The 23,719-nt window shown below is 44.2% G+C and carries 25 protein-coding genes; 14 read left to right on the forward strand and 11 right to left on the reverse strand.

Annotated elements, in window-relative coordinates; genetic code table 11:
- Positions 1–3: 3 nt before the first annotated feature.
- Positions 4–2,244 (forward strand): M56 family metallopeptidase, encoded by a 2,241-nt coding sequence (locus NYE72_RS13180; RefSeq protein ID WP_339211836.1) that lies wholly within the window; start codon positions 4–6, stop codon positions 2,242–2,244.
- A 166-nt stretch (positions 2,245–2,410) separates the two neighbouring features.
- Here NYE72_RS13180 and NYE72_RS13185 read toward each other — a convergent pair whose 3' ends face one another.
- Positions 2,411–4,474 carry a methyl-accepting chemotaxis protein gene (locus NYE72_RS13185; protein WP_036686418.1) on the reverse strand — a complete coding sequence of 688 codons (2,064 nt, stop codon included), beginning with the start codon at positions 4,472–4,474 and terminating at the stop codon, positions 2,411–2,413.
- A gap of 375 nt (positions 4,475–4,849) precedes the next feature.
- On the opposite strand from NYE72_RS13185, the gene NYE72_RS13190 reads away from it, so the two are divergent.
- The 3 genes from NYE72_RS13190 to NYE72_RS13200 all read left to right on the forward strand — a co-directional run bounded on the left by NYE72_RS13190 (position 4,850) and on the right by NYE72_RS13200 (position 7,911).
- Complete coding sequence (locus NYE72_RS13190) at positions 4,850–6,805, forward strand: AraC family transcriptional regulator (RefSeq protein WP_339211837.1); 1,956 nt, start codon at positions 4,850–4,852, stop codon at positions 6,803–6,805.
- Positions 6,806–7,058: 253 nt separating this feature from the next.
- Entirely contained in the window at positions 7,059–7,244 is a 186-nt protein-coding gene (locus NYE72_RS13195; RefSeq protein ID WP_339211838.1) for a hypothetical protein, read from the forward strand.
- 208 nt (positions 7,245–7,452) lie between these two features.
- Positions 7,453–7,911 (forward strand): hypothetical protein, encoded by a 459-nt coding sequence (locus tag NYE72_RS13200; protein ID WP_339211840.1) that lies wholly within the window; start codon positions 7,453–7,455, stop codon positions 7,909–7,911.
- Here the strand turns inward: NYE72_RS13200 and NYE72_RS13205 are convergent, their stop codons facing one another.
- The gene (locus NYE72_RS13205; protein WP_339211842.1) at positions 7,912–8,292 is read right to left on the reverse strand and encodes a hypothetical protein; all 381 of its coding nucleotides are present in this window, start codon (positions 8,290–8,292) and stop codon (positions 7,912–7,914) included.
- A gap of 84 nt (positions 8,293–8,376) precedes the next feature.
- Between NYE72_RS13205 and NYE72_RS13210 the strand changes: the two genes are divergently transcribed.
- Positions 8,377–8,844: a hypothetical protein gene (locus NYE72_RS13210; RefSeq protein ID WP_094901800.1), complete on the forward strand. Its 468-nt coding sequence runs from the start codon at positions 8,377–8,379 to the stop codon at positions 8,842–8,844.
- A 375-nt stretch (positions 8,845–9,219) separates the two neighbouring features.
- Here the strand turns inward: NYE72_RS13210 and NYE72_RS13215 are convergent, their stop codons facing one another.
- Genes NYE72_RS13215 through NYE72_RS13225 form a run of 3 tightly spaced genes read right to left on the reverse strand, consistent with a single transcriptional unit; the run spans position 9,220 to position 10,691 of the window.
- Positions 9,220–9,975, reverse strand: a complete 756-nt coding sequence (locus NYE72_RS13215; protein WP_339211846.1) for a class I SAM-dependent methyltransferase — start codon at positions 9,973–9,975, stop codon at positions 9,220–9,222.
- A 13-nt stretch (positions 9,976–9,988) separates the two neighbouring features.
- Positions 9,989–10,336 (reverse strand): cupin domain-containing protein, encoded by a 348-nt coding sequence (locus tag NYE72_RS13220; protein WP_036686430.1) that lies wholly within the window; start codon positions 10,334–10,336, stop codon positions 9,989–9,991.
- Positions 10,337–10,352: 16 nt separating this feature from the next.
- Entirely contained in the window at positions 10,353–10,691 is a 339-nt protein-coding gene (locus NYE72_RS13225) for a cupin domain-containing protein (protein WP_076104275.1), read from the reverse strand.
- Between the two features lie 172 nt (positions 10,692–10,863).
- On the opposite strand from NYE72_RS13225, the gene NYE72_RS13230 reads away from it, so the two are divergent.
- Entirely contained in the window at positions 10,864–11,556 is a 693-nt protein-coding gene (locus NYE72_RS13230; RefSeq protein ID WP_339211847.1) for a Crp/Fnr family transcriptional regulator, read from the forward strand.
- Between the two features lie 271 nt (positions 11,557–11,827).
- On the opposite strand, the gene NYE72_RS13235 is transcribed toward NYE72_RS13230, so the two are convergent.
- The 3 genes from NYE72_RS13235 to NYE72_RS13245 form a co-directional block, all read right to left on the reverse strand.
- Positions 11,828–12,118 carry a DoxX family protein gene (locus NYE72_RS13235; protein WP_339211849.1) on the reverse strand — a complete coding sequence of 97 codons (291 nt, stop codon included), beginning with the start codon at positions 12,116–12,118 and terminating at the stop codon, positions 11,828–11,830.
- Between the two features lie 201 nt (positions 12,119–12,319).
- A complete protein-coding gene (locus NYE72_RS13240; RefSeq protein WP_339211851.1) occupies positions 12,320–13,156 on the reverse strand; it encodes a sulfurtransferase in 837 nt (278 codons plus the stop codon).
- A 101-nt stretch (positions 13,157–13,257) separates the two neighbouring features.
- Positions 13,258–13,629 (reverse strand): hypothetical protein, encoded by a 372-nt coding sequence (locus NYE72_RS13245; RefSeq protein ID WP_339211853.1) that lies wholly within the window; start codon positions 13,627–13,629, stop codon positions 13,258–13,260.
- Between the two features lie 195 nt (positions 13,630–13,824).
- On the opposite strand from NYE72_RS13245, the gene NYE72_RS13250 reads away from it, so the two are divergent.
- Genes NYE72_RS13250 through NYE72_RS13270 form a run of 5 tightly spaced genes read left to right on the forward strand, consistent with a single transcriptional unit; the run spans position 13,825 to position 17,334 of the window.
- Positions 13,825–14,781, forward strand: a complete 957-nt coding sequence (locus tag NYE72_RS13250) for an ABC transporter ATP-binding protein (RefSeq protein WP_235219535.1) — start codon at positions 13,825–13,827, stop codon at positions 14,779–14,781.
- Complete coding sequence (locus NYE72_RS13255; protein ID WP_339211855.1) at positions 14,774–15,520, forward strand: ABC transporter permease; 747 nt, start codon at positions 14,774–14,776, stop codon at positions 15,518–15,520. The genes NYE72_RS13250 and NYE72_RS13255 overlap by 8 nt, the downstream gene beginning before the upstream one ends.
- A 2-nt stretch (positions 15,521–15,522) precedes the next feature.
- Positions 15,523–15,897 (forward strand): GntR family transcriptional regulator, encoded by a 375-nt coding sequence (locus NYE72_RS13260; protein WP_076101764.1) that lies wholly within the window; start codon positions 15,523–15,525, stop codon positions 15,895–15,897.
- A 13-nt stretch (positions 15,898–15,910) separates the two neighbouring features.
- The gene (locus tag NYE72_RS13265; protein ID WP_179089030.1) at positions 15,911–16,612 is read left to right on the forward strand and encodes an ABC transporter ATP-binding protein; all 702 of its coding nucleotides are present in this window, start codon (positions 15,911–15,913) and stop codon (positions 16,610–16,612) included.
- Positions 16,606–17,334 carry a hypothetical protein gene (locus NYE72_RS13270; protein ID WP_076144001.1) on the forward strand — a complete coding sequence of 243 codons (729 nt, stop codon included), beginning with the start codon at positions 16,606–16,608 and terminating at the stop codon, positions 17,332–17,334. Before NYE72_RS13265 ends, NYE72_RS13270 begins: the two co-directional genes overlap by 7 nt.
- 111 nt (positions 17,335–17,445) lie before the next feature.
- Here NYE72_RS13270 and NYE72_RS13275 read toward each other — a convergent pair whose 3' ends face one another.
- Positions 17,446–17,826, reverse strand: coding sequence for a PilZ domain-containing protein (locus NYE72_RS13275; RefSeq protein WP_036686449.1), 381 nt, complete (start codon positions 17,824–17,826; stop codon positions 17,446–17,448).
- A gap of 123 nt (positions 17,827–17,949) precedes the next feature.
- Between NYE72_RS13275 and NYE72_RS13280 the strand changes: the two genes are divergently transcribed.
- Positions 17,950–18,558 carry a pentapeptide repeat-containing protein gene (locus NYE72_RS13280; RefSeq protein ID WP_036686451.1) on the forward strand — a complete coding sequence of 203 codons (609 nt, stop codon included), beginning with the start codon at positions 17,950–17,952 and terminating at the stop codon, positions 18,556–18,558.
- A gap of 405 nt (positions 18,559–18,963) precedes the next feature.
- Here NYE72_RS13280 and NYE72_RS13285 read toward each other — a convergent pair whose 3' ends face one another.
- Complete coding sequence (locus NYE72_RS13285) at positions 18,964–20,055, reverse strand: anthranilate phosphoribosyltransferase (protein WP_339212078.1); 1,092 nt, start codon at positions 20,053–20,055, stop codon at positions 18,964–18,966.
- Positions 20,056–20,064: 9 nt separating this feature from the next.
- The gene (locus NYE72_RS13290) at positions 20,065–20,661 is read right to left on the reverse strand and encodes an ANTAR domain-containing protein (RefSeq protein ID WP_036686455.1); all 597 of its coding nucleotides are present in this window, start codon (positions 20,659–20,661) and stop codon (positions 20,065–20,067) included.
- 283 nt (positions 20,662–20,944) lie between these two features.
- Here NYE72_RS13290 and nirB point away from each other — a divergent pair, with 283 nt between their 5' ends.
- Positions 20,945–23,371, forward strand: a complete 2,427-nt coding sequence (nirB, locus tag NYE72_RS13295; RefSeq protein ID WP_339212080.1) for a nitrite reductase large subunit NirB — start codon at positions 20,945–20,947, stop codon at positions 23,369–23,371.
- Positions 23,372–23,384: 13 nt separating this feature from the next.
- A complete protein-coding gene (nirD, locus tag NYE72_RS13300) occupies positions 23,385–23,702 on the forward strand; it encodes a nitrite reductase small subunit NirD (RefSeq protein ID WP_170914222.1) in 318 nt (105 codons plus the stop codon).
- Positions 23,703–23,719 lie beyond the last annotated feature (17 nt).

A 23,719-nucleotide genomic window follows, 5' to 3' on the forward strand; every position in this document is an offset into this window, starting at 1 on the left:
CGCTTGCTGGAAGCTGCATACAATCTGTTCGTCAAGGTATTGTCGCTGTCTGCCATGGCGAGCGTGCTGGCTCTGCTGATCTTATTGACCCGGTTCCTGTTCAAGGATCGTCTAAAACCTACCTGGACGTATCTTCTGTGGATACCACTGATCCTGAGGCTGGCAATACCTTGGGCACCAGAAAGCACATTTAGTATTTTTAATCTGTTGCCGCTGGAGAAAGAAGCGGCGCAGAGTACCATTTTTCCGTCAGTACAGTCGGAAGTCGGCTTTACTTATATGCCCGGGTTGACCGGAGAGGAAGAGGAAGCAGCGTCAGTTACTGGAATTGCAGAAACTGGACCTTTGCCGGGAGCATCGGCATCGGATGATGTGGCACAAGTCAATCCGCAAATAGACAGTTCTACCAGGGCGACCGATTCAGGGTGGGAGCCTCTACATTTACTGGTTTTGGCGTGGCTTGGCGGAGCCGCGGTGGTACTGGGCTTGTCGGTTCGAGCACAACTGCGATTTACCGCACGGGTTCGAAGGGAACCAGAGATTCATTCCTTAGAAATCCAACGGTTGTTCCGAACCTGTCAGCAGGAGATGCAGGTACGGCGCCCAGTCAAGCTGATCGAGACGAAGCAGATTGCCGTACCGACACTACTTGGCGTTATACGGCCCAAGTTGCTGGTGCCCACCTCTACTTTACACACTCTGGAGACGAACGGGCTCCGTCATATATTCCTTCATGAGCTGGCGCATGTGAAGCGCCGTGATATTTTGCTAAATCTGCTGACAGGTCTGCTGCTGGCCATGCATTGGTTTAATCCTCTGTTGTGGTATGCCGTACGCCAAATGAAAGAGGATCAAGAGGTTGCCTGTGATGCTCTGGCCTTGAAGCATCTTGAACCAGCGTGCCACAGAAGTTATGCCCTGACACTTCTCAAATTGTTAGAAACCTTACCCGACCCGATCCGGTTGGCAGGTACAGCTGGCATTTCGAGCAGTAAAAAGGAAATGGAAAGAAGGATTATCATGATTACCAGACACAAAAAATTTACGGCAAAAAACTCACTGCTGGGCCTAGCTGTAATTATGGTCTTAAGTGGCTGTACCCTGACAGGGGCAAAGCTGAATTCTGCATCAGCCCCGGCAAAGAGCGCTCCTGCTACTTTTCGGGCAGAAGCGCAGGATAAAGAGAGCACGGCTTCCAGCGTTAAAGGCACTCTATTGGCGGAAAAAAACGGAATCACGGTATCTGCTAATCCCACTGGGGAGAATGCACTTTTGCATAAAGTCACGGTAGATGTGCGTGGTGAAGTAAGCCGTACGTTCTTGTGGAATGCCGGGGAAGATGAAACTCGGCCTCCATTGATTGAAGAAGCAGATGTGAACGGGGATGGGACTAAAGAAATCTTCATACGCATTACGACCGGCACAGGTACCGGACTTTCTATGAGTGAGATTCATGTGCTCCAGCCTGTTACCTTGGAAGAGCTTGTGGTCGAAGATCCGATCGAAACGTTGAATCAGAGGCTGAAATCCTCCATTACACACCGAAATAACCATACCTATGTATCTGCTGAACTGGACGGAAAGCATTTGACCAAAGTATATGATTACACTGAGGGAGCTTGGGGAGAGAAGGTCGGATTTGGCTCAATAGTTTCATACGAGCTGATAGATGACCAAATTATAGCCCACTTGGCTGGTGCAGCCTCTATGTCTGAGTTTCCGCTCGAAGTTATTGCCGTTTACGGGAAGAATCTGACTATTGAGAGCGCACAGATGTACTATGGTTCGTTTATATCTCCACCGCTCAGTGAACAGGACATCAAGTCCATGATGGAAAAACAGCTTCCGGCAAGCGGTTGGACCTTTAGCAAAGACGGAGATCAATATAGGGTGGATATAGATCCACTGAATGGCGAAGGGGAAGGCAACAGCTACAAAATTAATCCGCTTACCGGAACGGTTCATGACGTAACTTCTGGCAGTCCACTGAGAAGTCTTGTAAACCGAGAAGCGATAGATCTGTGGGATATCTCTAACGGTACAGAATACCAGAAGGAACTGTATAAGTTACTCCAACCTATCTTTGATACAGAGGGTTTCAAGCCAACAGGTACGGACTGGATTTCAGGGTTTATCGGGGATGGTTATTTGTTCAGTGATGTTAGGCAAGGAAGCAGGGAATTCACGATTAAAGTAGATATCTTTACTGGTCAGTGGGAGGAAATTCCTGACCCGTATAAATAGTTAATTATCATAGGTCTGTACCGTACGATTGAAGAGACCATTACTAGCGAATTGAAACTAAAAGCAGCCAGTGCGCGCCGATGGATTATCGGCATGCACTGGCTGCTTAATTTTTCTAGAAGGGAGGATAGTCTCATGACTGCGTAACTTACGGATGACTAGAGGGCTATTCGACCTGGAACTGGTTTAATTCGTCCTGAAGCTTTTTGGACAACTGGTTGAGCTGCTGGGATAGCTCGGCAACCTGTTCAATGCTGTCCAATTGTTCCTGCGTGCTTGCGCTAACTTCTTCCGTCGAAGCGGAATTCTCTTCTGTAGTTGAAGAAATGATTTCGAGTGCCTGTAGGATCTCATCTTTGTGCTTATGGACTTTGGAGGTGTTGCTGCTGATTTGAATCATACGTAATCTCAAAGCCTCCAAATCGCTGTTGATGCTAAAGAATACCTGTTTCGTAGCCTCCACGGATTTTGCATTTTCTTCGGCAATTTCAAGTCCTTGGGCTGTGTATTCCACGGATGCTCTAGTTTTTTCCTCGATTTCATGAACCTTTCTGCCAATCTCTTGTGTGGCCTGTGCGGTCTGCTCCGCCAACTTGCGAACCTCTCCGGCAACAACGGCAAATCCGCGCCCCTGTTCTCCCGCACGTGCTGCTTCAATGGAAGCATTTAGCGCCAGCAGATTGGTTTGCGTAGCGATTTGATGTACCGTGTCCACGATACTTGAAATTTCATGACGGCTTTGATCAATATCATGAATGGCAGACGATATCGAATGAGTGGAGTTGTGATTTTCTTCTGCCCATTTCGATAACTGATTCAATACACCCAACCCCAGTTCGCTCTGGTCGGCAGAAGCCTGCACCATCGTCTCTATGGCTATAGCATCATTTGCGATTTCGTCAATTTGACCAGATAATGATCCGGTTTTTTGCAAAATCGTATCCGTTTCAATCGACTGGTAGTTGGTCGCATTCGCAATCTCATTAATGGCCGTTGCTGTATCGTTCATCGTTATAGCTGTACGGGAAGAAATGGATTGCAGATCTTTTGAGGACTGGTTTAATACCTGAGCGGAGGTACCCACTATTTGAAGCATCCCTTGAATTTTCTGGACCATGTTGAATATTCCGTTGGAGATTTGTCCAATTTCGTTGTTGGAATAGGCATCAAATTGAACAGTCAAATCCCCATTTTCCACCCGTTTGATTTTGGTGAGCAGCTTCGGTATGGATCTGAGCAGATAACGGAGTGTGATATACGAAAATAGAACGAGCAGAATCGCCGCTGCCACAAACCCGCCAATAGTAATCCAGGTGAACTTTTTTAATTCGGAGAGCACTTCACGCTCTGAAATAGTTAAACCTACGGACCAGCCGGTATCTTTACTTGTAGCATAGCCGATGTAACGGCGTTCTCCGTTGTCATTAATCAGATGTACGCCGGATTCACCAGCGATCATTTTCTTGCCGATCCCCCCAAGATCACCTGGCAGCTCATTAATCTTTTCCTTTGTGACCTTAGACTGGTCTGGGTGATACAGTATATCACCTGTTTTGGAGGCGAGAATGGAATAACCAGTGCTGCCTAGCTTATAGCTTTCCATTATCTCAGGGATATTTTTAGACGCTATATCAACCGCGACAAAACCGATTAATGTATTGTTGTCATTTTTTATCGGATAAAAAATACCCATCAGCATATCGCCTGTAGTGATGTCAATATAAGGATCGGAGTAGTATAGGCCGTCTGCTTCGATTGCTGGCTTATAATACGGCCGTTCTTTAATGTTAAAAGCAGCATCTGATGTCGTACCATTGTTGAGGATGTAAAAACCTTTGCCGGCAGTACTAGCAATCCATGCATCTGCAAAAGTGGGTTCCACCTTTACAATGGCAGCTAGTGTCTTTGCTACTTCAGCGGCATGCGGTGAAGTCTTGGCCATTTCTGGAGATTTGGTGGTTTCGATGTATTGTTTGAATAAGTTATTCGTTGACATTTGCTTGACCAGTGAACCCTTTTCCTTAAATAGTGCATCAAATTGACTGACAAGTGCCTGTGTTTTGGTCTGAAGCATAGATTCTTGTTGTTTCACAAGTATGCTGCGAGTGCTGGAAAACATAAAGGTTCCCAAGATTGAGAAGACGACAACAATAATAACTAAAAGTACAATGGACAAAGTATTTGCTATGCTTGATGAACCGAACCGCCTTTTTTTTAGTTGTTTTAACATGCTACCATCTCCCCCAAGTTGTCTCTGAGCAAATAGCTCATAAGAACATATCGGAAGATAGTGAGATTTTCGAAATAGTAATTTTGAGAATAAAAAAATTAAATTAAAATGGATAACGCACAGGATAAACCCTTGACTGGTGCGGGATTTCAAGATGGTGGGGGGCGAGGGAGATCTTAACAATTAGTCTGTTGACTTGGCACATTGAAGTTACCGATTAGAGGCGAATTGTTATTTTTTTAGATGATGTTTAACTGCTTTTTTCGGACTTCTTGTTTGTATATTGCTTCCAGCTCTTGCGGTTGATAATGATTATCAATTATACTTCCGATAGGAAGGAGGCGAGTAAAGATTTTAAATACTGATGATAATTTGATGCTCTGGGATTATGCACATATCCGGCTGGTTGATATTCGCCATATGTTGTTTAAGGCCGGCGACAAGCTGACCTCCTATAGGTTCCCGGCTGCAGGTTTTTTATATATGGTTCGCGGCAACGCAGGTTTTCGGCTCAATGGAAATAAACATGCTGCAGAACGTTTTCATATCCTACACAGCGGAAAGGGAGGGCAACTGGATATTGATTGGGTCAGGGAGGAAATGGAGTTTTATTTTATTTTCTATAAAGCTTCGCTTTCGCTAACGTCCGGATCAGGTGTACGTAGACTTTTTGAAAGAAACAGTCCTTTTCAAAAACAATATGAATTTGCTCCGGATGCTCCAGTGGTTTTACTTTCTCAAGTAAAGGAGATGCACCGAAAATGGCTGGACTCAAGTTCACTTGAACGGATTCAGATCAAAGCAATGCTTTATCAATTTGTCTACGAAGTTGAGCGGCAGAGACAGGCATATGGAGTCTATCCCGTCAAGCCGGATCTGGTGGAGCAAGCCGTTCGATACATACGGGAATATTACAGTCAGCCTATTACCTTATCCTCTATTGCAGAGCAGCTTAATTATAGTGTGACCTATGTGGCGAAGCAGTTCAAAAGCAAGACGGGTACCAGTCTGATTGATTTTCTTATTCGGACGCGAATAGATAAGGCGCAGGAACTGCTGCTAAATACCGATGCATCATTGCAGGAGGTTGCCGCCGGAGTGGGGTACACGGACCTGTCCTATTTCATCCGTATTTTCAAGAAAACAACCGGTGTGACTCCGGGTAATTTTAAGTCATTGACCCTAGGCTCTGCCAAAGGATCAGATCGTCCTAAAATCAGGCTAAGATTGTCTAATGCAGGATGGGCTGAGCCAAGTTATATTGTTAATGATCATGATAATCATTATCAATATAGAGGAAAAGGGGATTTACTGATGGTTAGAAATACAAAAATGTCAATGGGAGCAGCGATGCTGTTATGTCTTGTTTTAATGCTTAGTGCTTGCTCTTCAGGGAACAGTCCTGTTAATTCTGCGAATGCTGGCCCTAGTCCGCTATCCTCTGTGCAAACAGAGACAAGTCCACCGGACTCAGCCACCAATTCAAAATCTACAAGGGTATATAAAGACAGTCAGGGGCATGAGGTTGATATTCCAGAGCGTCCACAGCGGATTGTGCTGCAGGGTAATTCGATCGGAGACCTGCTGGCACTCGGGATTCAGCCGGTCGGTGTCGACCGCCGGTTTATTGAAGAATCAGTCTATTTGGACAAGGAGATAACCCCGGCACAGGATATCGGATTTCCTACAAATCTGGAACTTGTTTTGGATCTGGAACCGGATTTAACAATGCTAGGTTATGTGATGGACAAACAATATGAAGAAGTGTCCAAAATATCACCTACTGTTGTATTTGACCAGAGTAAACCCTTGTCTGAGCGTCTGCCTGTCATTGGTGAGATAGTGGGTAAAAAGGCTGAAGCAGAGCAACTGTTGTCCGAATATAATCGCAAGGCCGAGAATATGTGGAGCGGATTGCGTCAGGAAGGCAAACTTGCCGAAGGAGAAACAGCGGTAGTGCTGATTTATTATTGGAACAAGACAATGTATTTGATGAAAACTGGTGGCATTCCTGCACTGCTGTATCAGCCGCAGGGCTACAAAATGTCAGAAGCAGTGAAGGAAATTGAGCCGGCAGAAGGCGCGCCTTATATTGAGGTCTCCCCTGAGCTAATGCATAAGATGCTTATTGGTGACCATTTGTTTGTCATTTATCCGGCCAATGCTGATGCGGAAAATTCCTTTAATGAGTTAATGAAAACTGCGTTGTGGAGCTCGCTACCTGCTGTTAAGAGCGGAAAAGTTACTTTTGTGGAGACCAAATGGAATTATGACGATATGTTGACCAGCAGCATGCTGCTGGATGAGTTCCCTAAACTGCTGGCTAAATAAATGAGATCAGGTTAACCCTTGACGTGAAGTTTAATGACCGTTTTGATTGAGGAAATAAGGGGCAACAAAGAAGCAGAGGAGGAACTCGCTGCTTCTTTATTTTGTTTATAAAGTAAAGAGGGTTGAATATAGAATAGTAATCGGTCATTGTTTTTTGTTGATTAGCTAGACTCCACGAGTAGCATCGATTAATCTGAAGAAGTGGAATGCGGGTTATGATTGAATCGTCGACATAGATAAACGGAGGCTGACTATGACTTACTCACAGATCTGGAACAACTCAGGAAATGAAGCTGATATTCTCTATTTGGAACAGCAGATTGAAACCGTAAAAAAAGAAATAAAACGAGTAGAAGCTGCAGAGCTTCAGGAAATATTGGATCAAGCGAATCGTAAGCTGGCTGAACTGGAAGCGAAGCTGGACGAGCTGGAGGATTAGGGGCAAGACGTCCATCGTACCACCCATAGAGTGGCTTTTCTGCGCTAGTTTAGGAACAAAACAGCTTGGGGGCTGACTTGACTTAAGTATTTCCTTCTGACCCCTGGCTCGTGTGCTATGTAGAAGTTAAAATAAGCAGATTTGCACCGATGTCTTTATAGTTTTATAATTGTAGCTTACAGAATCGTATTACTGGGAGGAATGGGAAATGGATAAAAATAGAAAATACATGCTTGTCGGTGCGCTTCTGACAGGGGTAGGTGTCTCTTTGATGGCCTATACAGCAAGCCGCTATACTTCGTTTAAACGAATCGTAGCCAATACCATCCGATTGGAAGAAATCGCCTCTCTAGAAATCTCGCGATTGTCTTCAGTTCCCGGTGAAAAGAAAGACATCATTATTACTGATCCTGCTGTTATTGAGCGGATCTTTACTGATTTCTCTCATGTTCAATTAATGAAATCGGCCCGAAATGTCAGTTCTGACAAAAATTTCAGCTATTATATTACGATAGTTCAGGCTGATCGCAAGCAACGATTTGATATTATTTTAAAAAGCAGACAGCATATGATCATCTATGACAATGATTTAAGCAATCCTCACTTGAATGCATATAAGATTATCAGCCCTTATGATCCGCAAGCATTGGAACAGGTTTTTGACTGATTATATAGAAGTGCGCAATGAAGTAATATCATAGCCCATTTCCTGCATAGCATCCAATCCATTTATGATCTCTATTGTCCGGGTGCCGTCCCAGCCTTTAGCCGTTCCATATTCGATCCATTCGCGGATACGCTGTGGATGGTTTAGATTATAGACAACATCAAACCCTTTTTTATGGTTTTGCAGCAGATAGCCTGTATTCAGCGGACATCCGGCAATCGGATCATCCCATGTTAGGATTTGGATGCGTAGCGGGTGGAGCTTTACATTTTTATGATAAACCTTTAATTCAAGCAGACTCTGTTTGTCATGGATTCTCATGCCCAGTATGTAGCTGTATTCCAGTTCCCTGAGCGTGATAGAACGCAGCTTTTTTTTCATGAAAATCGCCTCTCATCCCAATAATTTTGTTATCATAGCAAGCATAGGGATATTTTTCAAGCAATCAACAGGGAGGATGTTCATATGAAGTATGAATTTGGGGTCATGGCATCCATTACAGAATTGGTGGAGTACCCGGATGAGCAGAATGATGCCTACATTGCGCACCCGAATTTTCAGATCATCATGGATCAATTGGGCATTACAGTACCCGTTGCGGAGATTTATGAACATTTTTTTGCCAACCCTGTTCACAACGGACATGTGCTTGTTTACAGTAATCCAGTGCAGCCAAACGCTTGTATTGTCCTCGACACTTACCGTGATCCGCTGGACCAGCTAGATATGATTTATTTCGGATGGCGCTGTTCGTCCGAGATAGACTTGATCCGCGAGCTGTCCCGGCGTTTTTATGATGAATGTGAATTTGCGGTCCGTTATGAAGAAGGTCAATCCGTACTTTACAAGTTGTTGAAGGAGGATGCCTATCCGCGAAAATTTTACTACAATACCGTGTTTGAGCAGCAGTTGAAGCGATACCCGGCAAAATAGGCGATAGAAATACATAACCGAATAACTTAGCAAAAAAGCGCGAGTTCAGGGCAGTGCTACCCGGGCTCGCGTTTTCTATATACTTGATTTTAAAATGTTCTGCTTCATTCAGGCAATTACTGCGCCGTCAGCAGCTGCTCCAGAATTTCGGAGGGAGCAGCGGATTTGGGCGAAATTTCATTTTTTTGTTGCGAACAGGCACTTAACACAGCAAACTGAGGCACAAGGCATAAACAGATTTAGCTTTCATCGTGAGTTCCTTTCAAGCGGTTATTTTGACTTCTAGACGGTAATATCGATGAATTATATTGATAATCATTCTTAACGTCAGCGGAAATAAAAACCTATCATAAGACATGATAGGCCTGCGCACAACTATTGTTTGCTGCTGCAAACGGCAATATAATTCAGATCTTTACCCGTCGTATTAAAAAAGGTATACATCTTTTTGAACTGTTCCCGGTTCTCTTTCTTGAGCCCGTTTTTCACAATACGCAGCGCCCCGATAACCCCTTCATCACGAATGAGTCCATTGATACTCATCAAGGACATGGGACCGGTAGCATTGTCTACTTGCTTAAAGCCTGCGGAGTGGAACAATCCCGCCCAATGCCCAACAGACAGTGGTTCGACATTGATGTGAATGGTGCGGCGCAGCTCGGCCAGACGTTCTTCCATATTTTCCTTGGCAAAGGTAATATCATGGGTAAGCAGAATGCCGCCAGGTTTCAGTACCCGATAGTATTCGGCGACTGCCTTTTCCTTCGTAGGCTGGTTAAGCATCGTGAGCATGGCTTCATTAATGACAACGTCAAAGCTCTCATTCTCAAAAGGTAGCTTCAGTGCATTTCCTTGCCGGACACGGATATAGTTTTCCAAGTTGGCATTTTTGATATTTCGGTGTGCTTTTTCCAGCGCCCGCGGGTCCATATCAATACCGGTAATTTGACAGTGATATTTACCGGCCAGTTGAATGGAGGTGGTGCACATATTGCAGGCTACCTCCAATACCTGGTTGTCCGTACTCAGATTGGCTTGCTGGATCAACCAGTTGGTTGCTGCAACGCCGCCGGGCCGCAAACGTTTTTTTCCCAGCCGCGCCAAAAAATTATGGCCTACTTCCTTTTTCATCGCATTCACCCCATTACTTATCCGGCTTGACTACAACCAGAAGCATCTGAAACGCCTCTGTTGCGTGTAGGGCATGCGGAATATTGGCCGGCATAACGAGGGTCTCCCCGGCATGAACAGTGTACTTGTCTTCTCCAATTGTAATTTCCGCTTGCCCGGACAAAATGTTGACCATGGCATCTCCCGGGGAAGAATGTCCCCCAATCGACGAGCCTTTGTCCAGCGAAAGAAGGGTCATTGCCAGATTTGGCCGCTGTACAAGGGTCAGACTGGAAACCTGCTGTTCCTCTATTGTGATGATGTCCTTCAAATCAATGACTGCGGATTGCGGCAGCTTTTTAATGAATAAACCTGTTTCCATTTTGAATACCTCCGTTTTATATACTGATTTGCAGAAATTTGCAGCTGCTGCGGGCGGAATAATCATGCCAAGTGCCCGCTGGGACGATAACGGATGCGCCGGCTGTCAATTGATAGGGCTCTTCCGCCACCAGCAGATGAAGCTCGCCTTCCAGCACATGGATGATTTTAGATTTGGGGGCGGTCTCCGAACTGATGGTCTCCTCCTGATCCATGGCATACAATACCCATTCCGGTTGTGCCGCTGTTTCGGCTGCAGATACGGGCAATGCCAGCACTCGGCTCGCAATACGGTGTGGCTTAACGCTGATCATATCTGTTAAAAAAAATACCTTGCCTGCTGTAATTCCACTCATACGATCCCCCCTGTTCAAAGTACAGCATTTTGTTTATTTCCAAATTGCTTGATTGAATGATTCCTGCAATTTGATATAATGAGAATGACCAATGAGAATTATTCTCATTTATTTTATTGTAGCAGAGTATTTATCATGACTCTGTTGCCATGGCAACAGGAGGCTGAGAAAATTGCAGAAATATCTGAGCAGGATACAGAGCACCATTTTGTTTAAGGGGTTCGCGGAGCGGGAGGTGCAGCAAGCGCTGAGCTGTTTGCAGGGCTCAATCAAGGATTTTGCGCGGAAGGAGGTTATTTTTAGAAAAGACGATATTCTGGATTCGGCGGGCATTATTATCCATGGCAATGTTCTGCTGTGCAAAGATAATATCTCAGGCATGAGATTTATTTTCTCGGAGCTCGGGGATGGGGAAATCTTTGGCGAAACGGCGCTTCGCCTTGTCCAAGAACACAGCGGCTATGAAGCGGTTGCGGGTTCGGAATGCCAGATTCTGTTTATCAAAATAAATAAAATTGTCCGGCCCGGCCAGGACACTTGCCATTTAAGGGGCCGGATCATTGAGAATATGCTGGCCCTGCTGCTTGAGAACAACCGGTCCATCTATCAAAAGCTGGATCTGGTCTCCCACAAATCGCTGCGGGACCGTATTCTGCATTATTTAGTCCTCCAGACCAAAAAAAAAAATTCCGCCTGTTTTGAAATTCCGTTTACCCGCAGCGACCTGGCTGATTATTTGACTGTTGACCGCAGCGCCTTGTCCAGAGAGCTGCAGCGGATGGCGCAGGACGGGCTGATCCGGTTTAATCGAAATCAATTTGAGCTGTTGGACGCGGAGAATCAGCTGCGGATCAGCGATTTTTAGAATAATTCCTCCCAACCTTGAAAAGGAGTACGCAGCTAGAAAATGCACTAGAAAAGTATTTGACCGATCTAAACAGCATAAAAGAGGTAGTTGAAGTTAGTTAACTGTTGACTTGAGTTTTGATTTGTTGATTTTAGCTATCTATCGGAGTTACTCATAAATACAAGAGCCCGCGTCGGACGCGGGCTTTTGTATTTTACTCTCCTCCAGTAGCCACCGGGTTCTCCTCATATGAAATCCAAGTACTCCGACTACCCGCATACAACTTTCTTTATAGTCTTCCAATTGCCACGATCAACGCCAGAACTACAAAAAAGATATTTACGCTGAGCTCCCGATACTCTTTTCGCCGAATATGAAACAGCGTCCCGAGCAGTGCAACCGCAGCCAAAGCGATCGCGGCGATCAGCGTTAGCAACGGAGCTATGTTCAGTGCCCACGGCAAAACAAGGCCCAGCGCTCCGAGTAGCTCCGCGATTCCGATCAGAACAACTAGTCTTTTCGGCACATCATTTACCCAGGCCCATGTCTTTTTTGACGACTCAATACGAACGGTTTTCATCCATCCCGAATATACGAAGCCTGCCGCCAATACGATATGTACGATGCTGTACGGTGAAGAAGACGAAGCAGAGGCAAACGTATCCGACCTTCGGAAAATCGATTTCTTGCCGTAAACGTTTCGGTATTAAACGCAAGCTAAAAAAGCCCGCAAAGATTGCGGGCTTTTCCTTTTCTTAAATATACAAATAAAAACGAACGCTTAACCCTCTCCCGTAGCCACCGGATTCTCCTCATATGAAATCCAATCACTCCAGCTTCCCGCATACAGCTTAACATTCTTGTACCCGGCTTTGCCTAGCGCGAGCACATTAGGGCAGGCACTTACACCTGAACCGCAGTACACAATGATCTCTTGCTCAGGATCAATTCCTTCATAATGCTCTTTCAGCACCTCAGTTGATTTCCAGCGCCCTTGCTCATCGAGAACATCCTTCCAGAACTTATTGATCGCACCAGGAATATGACCTGCCTTCGGATCAATCGGTTCTTCCAAACCTTCATAGCGACGGGACTCGCGGGAATCAATCAATAGTGCGCCACCGGCGTTAACTACATTTTGCACATCTTCCATGCTAGCAAGCATCTTCTTCTGAATATCTGCTTCATACTGGCTAGGAATCCGAACCGCTTGATGATCACTGACCGGGAAGGATGCTTTTTTCCAAGCAGAGTAGCCTTCATCCATTACAAACACACGTTCATGCCCCAAATATTTAAGCATCCACCACAGACGGGAAGCGTAGGCACCACCTTGATCATCATAAGAAACAACAATACTATCTCTGTTAATACCAACCTTACTAAGTGCGGCAGTTAGCTTTGAAATTTCTGGCAGTGGGTGGCGTCCCCCGTGTGAGCTTACAGGAGCGGAGAGTTGTTCTTCCAGATGTAGATAAACTGCGCCGGGAATATGCTCTTCTGTATAGGCTTTACGTCCAGCTTCCGGGTCAGTAAGTAAAAAACGGCAATCAACTATAACAAGTTCAGGCTCGTATAACCGAGCAAGCAGCCATCGAGTAGAAACGATCGGTTCCATAAAGTAGCCTTCTTTCCTGTTTAATATGTATGGAGTCATTATAGCGGAAAATAAAAGAGGGCGCACCTTAAGCTTATGGCTTAAACTGCGTCCTCTAAAAATTAGATCAAACGATATCCCGAAGGCAAGTTACCGCTGCTGCGGATATTACGGATTTGTTCGAGGGTTAAGCGTTGGTTAGTAGAAATAATGGACTCCACGTCATTACCTGAAATGAAATCATCCAGATCCCTAATGTTGTGGTTTCCGCGAAGTACACGGAAATTCCCTCTAAACCGTGTTCTAGTGAAAAGTACCAGTGTAGCATTGCTGCTAGTAGAGAAGAACCGAAGGCTCTCAATACCATCGAGGATGTTGTCCGTATTACGAATACCCAGGTTGCCAGTATATATTCTACGGCGTCCATTGAAGTTTTCTTCATCGTACACGGTCAAGCGAGGGTAAGTCTGCGATACATGAACTTCTTTTTTCATTTGTAATTCCTCCTTTGTTATCTAATCTATGTTCATATAAATTTTTTGCTTGGCTAATAGTCTAATAGAAAGCCCTTATTTGCATTAACTTATCATTTTGGGCTTTACTTCAATAACATATTAGTGTACTATTCAACTATAACACTGACACAATAAAACGAATGAACAATACATTAGTTGGCAGGGAGGATCCGCATGAAACAGGGGAGTGGTGTAGAGATGAAAGATTCAGTCGTTCTGCAAATGAATGAGGTAAGTAAGATTATTAAAGGAAGACCGATTGTGGATAAGCTGACATTTGATATCCGTAAGGGTGAAATTGTTGGGTTGTTAGGTCCAAACGGTGCAGGTAAGACCACAACGATTCGAATGATGACGGGTTTAATACGGATGAGTGAAGGCGATGTGATTATCCAAGGTCACAGTGTAAGGAATGATTTTAAGCAGGCGATTGGCCATATCGGTGCGATAATTGAGAATCCAGAGTTTTATCCGTATATGACTGGACTTGATAATCTGAAGCAGTACCAAAGAATGACAGATAATATTGAGGCTGGCAGAATAGATGAGGTTGTAGAACTGGTAGGACTTCAAGAAGCGATGAATAAAAAAGTAAAGGCTTATTCGCTGGGCATGCGCCAACGTCTAGGGATTGCTCAGGCGCTACTCAATCGGCCAAAGTTATTGATTTTAGATGAGCCTACGAACGGACTTGATCCGGCTGGAATACGGGAAATGCGTGATTATATGCGTACCATCGCCGAAGTGGAAGGCATCTCTATTCTAATTTCCAGCCACTTGCTCACTGAAATTGAACAAATATGCCATCGGGCTATCGTAATCCAGAATGGTAAGCTGGTAACCGTAACTGCGATTGGTGAAGAGCAGGAAGCAACCGCACAAGTAAAGCTAACCATCCGTGTAGGATCGGTTGAAGCGGCGATAAACCTCTTGGAGCGTTTAGATTATGCGGAATTGGCCTCCATGGACAGCGCTCGTTCTGAAGTGATAGTAAGTCTGCTTGATAGCAGAGTACCGGAGCTTGTATCTGCTTTTAGTGATGAAGGTGTGGGAATTTTCCGGATTACGGAGAATAAACAGAGTCTTGAGGAAGATTTCTTGAAATGGACAGGAGGAAACCGCATTGCGTAACTTCAATAATCTTATTGTTAATGAATGGCTCAAGATCTCAAAGAAACGCACATTTATTGTGCCATATGTGATATTAATTCTATTATCCCTGCTATTAGGTTATATTGTTCATTCTGTTTCACCTGACATGTTTGAATCAGCTTATGATTTTTCAGCAATGATGATGCTTTCCCAAGGGATTGGCCAAGTGATTACAATTCTTGCGATCATCGGAACAGCAGGTATTGTCTCAAAAGAGTATAGTCAAGGAACCATCAAGTTCTTGCTTATCCGCGCCAGAAGCCGTACAGCAATCCTCGCATCCAAATATGTGATTGTACTGTTGTATGCTTTGACTTTGACCGTCATCGGAGGTATAGCCGTTTTTGGAACAGGGGCTTTGTGGTTTGGACTAAGTGGTGGAGAAGCGGGTATGAGTGAGATGCTTACAAACCTATTGTATAATCTCGTTAGTACAGTTGTGTATGGAACACTTGCTTTTATGCTGGGGATATTGACCACTTCAACGGGAGTAACGATTGGGGCTACTATGTTTGCGTTAATGATAGACAAATTGATTATTTCCCGTGATTTTTACAAATATGTTCTGTTTCCTAACTTAAATTTATCTGCTTATGAAGGTGGAGGAGCACCTATGCCTGGAATGACACTGACCTTTTCCATCGTGATGCTTGTCTTATACACAGTTGTCTTTCTTCTCATAGGTTTCTCCGTCTTTAGACGAAGGGATGTTGCTTAATCATGACAATCGAATTCGATAACAACCTGCCGATTTATATACAGATCATGAATTACATCAAAGGTGAAATCGTCACAGGTAAGCTGAAACCAGGAGATAAAATCCTCTCGGTACGAGAACTTGCCAGTGAGCTGCAGATTAATCCGAATACGGTGCAAAGAACTTTTCAGGAACTGGAGCGTGAAGAAATCGTGGAAACCCGGCGTGGAATGGGAAGATACGTCACAAGTAATGAAGGTACTATCCTGACCATCAAAAAAGAAATGGCCAAAGATGTGCTGGATCGTTTCATTCGTGGTATGCAGGATCTTGGCTTTCAAGGCGAAGATATTTTAGCGGCGGTAGCGGAGAATATCCGTAACAAGGATAAAGAATAGGGGGATAAACAAGTTGGAAAATATAGTTGAGGTTCATGAAGTTACAAAAAAATATAGTTCCAAGCACGCCCTCCGCGAGGTATCTTTTAATCTGAGTGCGGGTAAGATCACGGGACTGCTAGGCAGTAACGGCAGCGGCAAAAGTACACTTATGAAAATCATCGCCGGGTTGTCACAGCCTACCTCTGGTCGTGTATCCGTCATTGGGGGTTCTGTAGGAACAGAAAGTAAAGCGGTGGTGTCGTTTATGCCTGATAAGCCGCTTACAGAATCCTGGATGAGTGTTTCTGATGCTCTAAAGTTCCAAACTGACTTCTATCCTGATTTTGATCTGACTAAAGCCTCGCGAATGCTGGAGTTTATGAAACTAAGAGCGCAAGATAAGGTAAAGGACCTGTCCAAAGGGATGAACGAACGTTTACAGCTTACACTTGCCCTATCACGCCGAGCTAGCCTTTATTTGCTGGATGAACCCATTGGTGGTGTAGATCCGGTAGCTAGAACAAAAATTCTTAACGCGTTAGTAGAGTTTTATGAAGAGGACAGTACCATTCTCTTATCAACCCATTTAGTATCGGATATTGAGCGGATCTTTGATGATGTGATTTTTATAAAAGAGGGAGAAATTGTGATGCATACGGCGGTAGAGGATATCCGGCTTCGCCAAGGCAAAAGCATAGATGAACTGTTCAGAGAGGTGTACGCAGAATGCTAAAGCTAGTGAAGTACGATTTTAGACGAGATAGGGATAAGTTCCTTGCTGTTTTTGTAATCATAATTCTGGCGCAGATCGGGTTGGGGTTCACCAAATTGCATGACTATGAAAGGTTTATTTTAAACGGATTAATTTATGTCATCGCGGGGCTGATCTTTCTCGTCATGGCAGCACGAACCTTTTTTAACAATGTAAATTCCTATAATCGTCGCCTAGTGCCCGTAAGAACCCTGAACACTGTCCTTTCTCCGTTAGTGCTCTATTTAGCTCTACTGCTGGGTATTATTTTAATAGCTTTGATCCATTTTGGCGTGTATCTTTCAATATATTCCTCATCATTTCTTCCGGAGAATTTCTGGAAAGTGGGATTATTAGTTCTCTTGCAGGCGTATTGGTTTGCCGGTTATATTATGCTTACCTTGATGGTCTCCATTACGGTTGCGCGAAGTATGAAATTTAAGGGGCGAGTATGGATTGGGCTGGCCACAGCGTATTTGTTACAGAATGGAATATTCTATTTGGAATATTTGATTTTCAAAAGTAACTTCACTGCTTGGGAAAGTGTATTCCAGTTCGAGGTCATAGCTGAGACGGATACCCGAAGTGGGATACAGCTTACACAGGGTCACTTGAATCTAGCTCCTCTTCTATTTGAAGCGGTGATAGCAGTTCTCCTTATAGCAGTCATCATCAAGCTCGTTAAAAAAAGAGTGGACGCCTAACCACATGGCGGAATAGTTTTTAGAACGGAGGCAGAGCGATTTAGCTTTGTCTTCGTTTTTGTGCAAAAAAAAGACGTCCTTCTAAGTGAAGGGCATCTGTTATGGTAAGTTCTACAGACCTTCAACCCGAAGGGTGGCGGTCCATGTCTCAAGCTCTCTTATTAGGCGGTCTTCCTCATTTTCGTCCAAGCGGAATTTAACTCCATATTGATATTGGCCAAGTCCAAACATCCAACCCCAACGGGCGCTGCATAAGAGCTGAAGCTTCTCTTCATTTAATCGAAGATGAATAATAAGCCTGGTATCTCTTGCCGTGAATCGAAGATTCAAAGGGGTGCGTACTTTACAACCCGAACGGCTAAGATCGAGTAATACAGCCTCTGTTAACTTTCCAGCACCTGGACCGGAATTGTTAAGCGGAACTTCAATCCAGCATTCAAGCGGATGGTTCATAACATAACGGAATGGTTCTTTCCTGCTGGACACATCCATAATTTACCTCCCCATTGTTTATTTGCTATTATATCGAAAGGGAATGTTGAGAACAATCTACTAAAGTGCTATTTTTAATTAAGAATTAATTTTTTTAATACTGATGAAGGTGATGAGACTTATATGTACCAATACCTTAATGAAACGTTCCGTAATCACAATTTTGACCAAGGAAGCTTGCAGGATGGTGAGTTAAATAACTGCACATTCGAGCAATGCTCCTTCAAAGGCACTTCTATGGAAGAGATGAACTCTATTGGCTGTCGATTTATTGATTGTGATTTTACAGGAGCCATGCTTAATGCGTCTCACCATAAAGGTTCAGCTTTTACCAATTGTAAATTTACGGGAGCGAACCTGTTTGTATCTAAATTTGAAGATTGCAAGATGGTAGGATCGGATTTCTCAAACGCTTATTTGGACGGAATCTCGCTGCTTGGAGGGGACTGGTCGTACACGAACCTTAGACATACCAATCTAAGCAGACAGGATCTGCGGGGGATTCGATTTACAGAAGCGGATTTAATGGGCTGTAATTTGCAAAAAAGTGACTTGCGTGGAGCGGATTTGAGCCGTGTACAATTGTCTCAATGCAAGCTTAAGGGAGCGGATATGCGGGAAGCGATTGTTGAAGGCATTGATTTAAAGAGTCTGGATCTACAGGGAGTGCGGATGGATATGGAACAGGCGGTACTCTTGGCACGTTCATTTGGGGCAAAAGTAGGGAATTAGTAAATAGGGGCATCAGTTGCTAGTACTTTAGCGATGGGTGCTCTTTTTAATTGAATTTGAAGGATTTCATCAGGAAAGATGCCTAAAGACCTCCGCTAGCAAACCAATGCTTAGAGCGGAGGTGGTGGCAAACGCAGATTATTATAATTAACTCACTGCTGAACCTATGTATTATTGCATATGAAATATTATGCGTTAACGTAACCGTTTTCTGGGTTTTGCCCACCATTTGATCCATAAGAATCCATCATCATCACGAAAAAACTTTATACCTACCCAGCGTAAGGGTGTCCATACTTCTTTAAAATAATATGAAGGCATAGTCTGTTAGACCCTCCTATATAGTAAATTATTACTATATATTACGCTAATTCTACGGGATTCACAAGCTAGATTTACTAATAATTACATATTGTCCGGGTAAAATGAGGTGATAATGCATTGTGCAGGACCTAAGGCACCGCTTGTGCTACCGAGAAGTGCACCCCTCCATTTCACATATACGCTCCAAGCTTCACCATTATCCAATAAGCTTTTGCAGGTATACAGCCCTTCCTCGATAGAGTTGACCTTTCCAGCTAGATGTAATCTTGCTGCACCGTTCAGTAGAGTTTGATTATAGAAAGCCATGTGACCGCCGCCCTGTAGAACTGCCTCAGCTGTCATTAGCTGTTGATGTGGTGTCCAATGGACTTCAGGAACAATTGTATCCAAACCAAATCCTTCCGGATCAATAATATCAAGAGCCGCCACACCGTTCTCGACAGTGTAAACGCGGGTAGGTCGGTCGATGAAAAGATCCTCGGAGCCTTCCACCCCTTGGACAATTAACGCCTTTTGATAACCAAGCTTTATGAGTAATCTAGATAATCGGTCAAAGACTGTATTATGGTATATCCCGAAGATAATAAAAGGAGAGCAGGCATAGTCAATCAGCTTCTCGGCGGTGTTGAATAAGGTTCTCATACCAATTTCCTCACGGATGCTGCGAAGGTCGCCTAGAGGAGGGCACCATTCTTCAGCATCGGCAAATAGTACATTACTCTTGTTAGCAGCTGAAATGGCTTTTGTACGTTCTAGCGCAGTTTTCTCAATCCCAGATTGATAGATGATATCTTGTAAAGTGATTCCCCATTTAGGAGGCAGAGAAGCAGTACCGTGTAGTGTGACTGGCAGTCCGGCCGCGGACAATAGAAATGCAGTGGGAAAAGTTGCGATGAATGAGGATTTTCTACCATCATAGGGTCCGGCGCAATCAAGACCTTTCGCAAAAAGGGGTTCGCGATGCGCATATTTACGTAAAACGTAGACGAAAGCTTCAAGTTCTTCTACGCTTTCTAGCTTAATCCGCTCAGCAGCCAGAAAGGCTCCAATCTGAGCAGGAGATGCTGTTCGTCCGAGTATAGATTCTGCGGCATATGTAGACTCTTCATAATTTAAATCTCGGGCGCCTCTTTTGCCTCGGGCGACTTCTTTTAAAATGTTGATCATAGGTATATTCCCCCCTTAGGTTTGATCTTGCAGTAATTGATAGACTCTAACGATTGAAGTAGCTACATCAACCATACGTTTACGTTCATTCATTGCTTGTTTACGGAGAAGATCATAAGCTTCAGATTCGGAAATATTCTTGACCTTGGACAGGATACCTTTAGCCATATCAATCCATTTCCGTTCTTCGATTCGAGCATGCAGCTGTTCTCGCTCTTTACGCCATTGTTGTCTTTCGAAACATTGCTTGGCACTGAAATGAAGGATCCAATGAATCTCCTGTGAGAGCATGGAAGGCGATAATACACCATCCACCATGATATTATCTTCACATGCAGCAAGTGAAAGTGTGGCTGTTTCGTCAGTACACCACCAAAGGATTGGTGCAATCTTATGACTCATAAGTAAAGTACCCCAGCTATTGATCTCTGTGATGGGTAAATGGAGTATGGAAGCATCAGCGTCTTTGATCCGTGCCACAGCTTCTTCTTGTGTAACGGCCACTGTGACAATATATCCGGAGGAACGGAGAATGGCATCCGTTTTACTATTTGAGCGCTCGGCTGTGTCCTTCTCTGTCGTGCTATTCTGAATAATCAACAGGGAATGCATAGTTCGACGCCCTTTCTTAATCGTTATGTTATTTTATATAACACAGAAACGATGGGTTGTCGACGAATTTAAGATTTTTAAATTTTATATGTCATAATTGTTGACGTTCTCTGATTCCTGTTGTATAGTCGGTTTAACAAATTAATCATTCACGAATACAACGGTGTATTCGACTGAAGCGGCAATGGTGCCTGCTTTCACTTATCGCAATGGAAATGTAAGTTTCCGTGTGGAGTGGAGCGGGCTTTTTGGGTTTTCCAAACGGAGAGGAGAGATATAGATGATAGCTGCGCGCAAGAAACTGGTGTTAGTCGGCAATGGAATGGCGGGGGTTCGTACGATTGAACATTTGCTCAAATTAAATCCTGAGGGGTATGAGATTACCATCTTTGGTTCGGAACCTTATCCTAACTATAACCGGATCATGTTATCTTCCGTTCTTGCTGGTGGAGCGAATATGAGTGAGATCATCATCAATGATCTGGAGTGGTATCACAGCCAAGGTATTAAGTTGTATATGGGACATACGGTGACTTCAATAGACAGTGAGAGTCGAAAGGTATATTCCGATAAGGGGATCACTGCCGAATACGATGAGTTAATCCTAGCTACAGGATCGAATCCCTTTATGTTGCCTATACCGGGTGCGGATAAAGAAGGGGTCATTGCTTTTCGTGATATTAAGGATTGCCAGATCATGCAGGAGACTGCAGGATCTTATAAAAAGGCGATTGTCATCGGTGCAGGCCTGCTAGGGCTGGAAGCGGCTAGAGGTCTGTTACATCTGGGAATGGAAGTCACTGTAGTGCATATCCACGATTATATTATGGAGCGCCAGCTGGACGAAGCTGCATCAGTAATGCTCAGAAGAGAGCTGGAAGCTCAAGGAATGAGATTTCTGCTCCATAAGCAGTCCGAGGCGATTTTAGGTAAGAAGAGAGTAAGAGGTTTACTATTCACAGATGGTAGCACAGCCGATGCGGATCTTATTGTCATGGCAGTTGGGATTAAACCAAATGTTGAATTGGCAAAGAAAAGTGGTGTGCAGATCAACCGCGGAATTATCGTAAATGATTATATGGAGACGAATATCCCCGGTATCTTTGCTCTGGGGGAATGTGCCGAGCACCGAGGAATCGCTTATGGTCTGGTAGCTCCTTTATATGAACAAGGTGCCGTATTAGCAAAAAGGCTGGCTGGAGTTAAGGTTGAAGGATACATGGGTTCTGTAACTTCTACCAAGCTGAAAGTATCTGGTGTTGATGTATTCTCAGCAGGACAATTCACCGAGCCGGACGGATCCAGGGCGCTGCGATATCAGGATGAAATAGAAGGAGTCTACAAAAAGCTAGTTATACAAGATGACATGTTAATCGGGGCAGTACTATTTGGTGATACCAGCGACGGTGCTCACTTGTTCTCGATAATTAAGAATAAAGAAAATATTAGTGGAAGAGAAAAGGAACTGTTATTAGGAATCTCAGCGGATGTGTTCTCATCGACGCAAGGGAATCGGTTGGAAGTTATGCCGGAAGATGAAATCATTTGTGGATGTAATGGTGTTTCGAAGGGGACTATTGCTGAAGTGATTGAGTCTGGAGGCTGTACCAGTGTAGGACAAATTAAGGCGTGCACCAAAGCATCCGCTTCCTGTGGGGGCTGTAAACCACTTGTAGAAGGGTTATTGCAACTCTATGCAGGTGATGCGGTCACCGTAGTTAAAGAAGGAATATGTGGCTGTACAACGCTGAACCGTGATGAAATTGTTTCTGAGATAAAAAGAATGAAGCTAATGACAGTTAAAGAAGTGATGAATGTTCTGGAGTGGAGTCAGGAGGAAGGTTGCGCGAAATGCCGCCCGTCGCTGAACTATTATCTGGGCATGTTGTGGCCTGAGGAATATATAGACGAGAAAGAGTCTCGTTATACAAACGAGCGATATCACGCCAACATTCAGAAGGACGGGACTTACTCTGTGGTTCCGCGAATCTATGGGGGGGTAACTTCACCTGCAGAATTGAAGAAGATTGCAGAGGTTGCCGAGAAATTTGCTGTTCCTATGGTGAAGTTTACTGGAGGACAAAGACTAGATTTGCTTGGCGTTAAGAAGGAAGACTTGCCTAAGATGTGGGAGGAGCTTGATATGCCTTCCGGGCATGCTTATGGCAAAACGTTACGTACAGTGAAGACCTGTGTGGGGTCTACCTTCTGCCGATTTGGCACTCAGGATGCGATCAGTATGGGGATTACACTGGAAAAACAATTCGAACGCCTGAATACGCCGGGTAAAGTGAAACTTGCGGTTTCCGGATGCCCTCGTAATTGTGCGGAAGCGACGATTAAAGATTTTGGTGTTGTGGCGATAGATGGTGGATGGGAACTGCATATTGGTGGGAATGGAGGGGTACATGTGCGGGCCACGGATCTTCTATGTGTGGTGAAGACTGAAGAAGAGGTAGTTGAATGGGCAAGTGCGTTCTTACAATATTACCGTGAGCAGGCCGGCTGGAATGAGAGAACTGCACACTGGGTCGAACGAGTAGGGGTAGACAATATAAAGAAAGCTCTTGAAAGTCAGGAGGAGCGCTTGGCGCTCAAAGAACGAATTGAGACAGTGCTGGGGCTCACTACTGATCCTTGGAAACAAATTGTGAATGAGCCAGAACTACGTAAGAATTTCGAAGCTATTGCACAAATAGAGAGTGTTTAAAGGGGGGCTAATGATGACTATAACCAAAATGCTCGTTGGTAAAGTAACTGATATTGATACAAGGGGTTCACGAACTTTTAGGGTCAATGACATGGAGATCGCGTTATTTCGACTTTCAGATGGTGAGGTTCTTGCGGTAGAGAATAAATGTCCTCATAAAGGTGGCGCATTATCCGAAGGGATGGTATGTGGTACGAAGGTTCACTGTCCTCTGCACGACTGGAAGATTGACCTGCATAGTGGAGTTGCTATGGAGCCGGATAAAGGCTGTGTTGTTACATTTGATGTAGAAATTGATCCTAATAGTGGTTCGATCTATGTAACCATTTAAAGAAAAGACCGTTGAAG

This window comes from Paenibacillus sp. FSL L8-0333, from assembly GCF_037965665.1.
In the GTDB taxonomy this organism is placed as follows: domain Bacteria; phylum Bacillota; class Bacilli; order Paenibacillales; family Paenibacillaceae; genus Paenibacillus_AQ; species Paenibacillus_AQ odorifer.

Coding starts and splice junctions, on each gene's coding strand:
- NYE72_RS13185 (WP_036686418.1), bottom strand. CDS start 4,474: ATGTTAAAACAACTAAAAAAAAGGCGGTTCGGTTCATCAAGCATAGCA.
- NYE72_RS13225 (WP_076104275.1), bottom strand. CDS start 10,691: ATGAGTGGAATTACAGCAGGCAAGGTATTTTTTTTAACAGATATGATC.
- NYE72_RS13290 (WP_036686455.1), bottom strand. CDS start 20,661: ATGCATTCCCTGTTGATTATTCAGAATAGCACGACAGAGAAGGACACA.
- NYE72_RS13240 (WP_339211851.1), bottom strand. CDS start 13,156: ATGGAACCGATCGTTTCTACTCGATGGCTGCTTGCTCGGTTATACGAG.
- NYE72_RS13215 (WP_339211846.1), bottom strand. CDS start 9,975: ATGAAAAAGGAAGTAGGCCATAATTTTTTGGCGCGGCTGGGAAAAAAA.
- NYE72_RS13245 (WP_339211853.1), bottom strand. CDS start 13,629: ATGAAAAAAGAAGTTCATGTATCGCAGACTTACCCTCGCTTGACCGTG.
- NYE72_RS13250 (WP_235219535.1), top strand. CDS start 13,825: ATGAAACAGGGGAGTGGTGTAGAGATGAAAGATTCAGTCGTTCTGCAA.
- nirD (WP_170914222.1), top strand. CDS start 23,385: ATGACTATAACCAAAATGCTCGTTGGTAAAGTAACTGATATTGATACA.
- NYE72_RS13235 (WP_339211849.1), bottom strand. CDS start 12,118: ATGAAAACCGTTCGTATTGAGTCGTCAAAAAAGACATGGGCCTGGGTA.
- NYE72_RS13200 (WP_339211840.1), top strand. CDS start 7,453: ATGGATAAAAATAGAAAATACATGCTTGTCGGTGCGCTTCTGACAGGG.
- NYE72_RS13190 (WP_339211837.1), top strand. CDS start 4,850: ATGCTCTGGGATTATGCACATATCCGGCTGGTTGATATTCGCCATATG.
- NYE72_RS13260 (WP_076101764.1), top strand. CDS start 15,523: ATGACAATCGAATTCGATAACAACCTGCCGATTTATATACAGATCATG.
- NYE72_RS13275 (WP_036686449.1), bottom strand. CDS start 17,826: ATGGATGTGTCCAGCAGGAAAGAACCATTCCGTTATGTTATGAACCAT.
- NYE72_RS13280 (WP_036686451.1), top strand. CDS start 17,950: ATGTACCAATACCTTAATGAAACGTTCCGTAATCACAATTTTGACCAA.
- NYE72_RS13270 (WP_076144001.1), top strand. CDS start 16,606: ATGCTAAAGCTAGTGAAGTACGATTTTAGACGAGATAGGGATAAGTTC.
- NYE72_RS13205 (WP_339211842.1), bottom strand. CDS start 8,292: ATGAAAAAAAAGCTGCGTTCTATCACGCTCAGGGAACTGGAATACAGC.
- NYE72_RS13220 (WP_036686430.1), bottom strand. CDS start 10,336: ATGGAAACAGGTTTATTCATTAAAAAGCTGCCGCAATCCGCAGTCATT.
- NYE72_RS13210 (WP_094901800.1), top strand. CDS start 8,377: ATGAAGTATGAATTTGGGGTCATGGCATCCATTACAGAATTGGTGGAG.
- NYE72_RS13195 (WP_339211838.1), top strand. CDS start 7,059: ATGACTTACTCACAGATCTGGAACAACTCAGGAAATGAAGCTGATATT.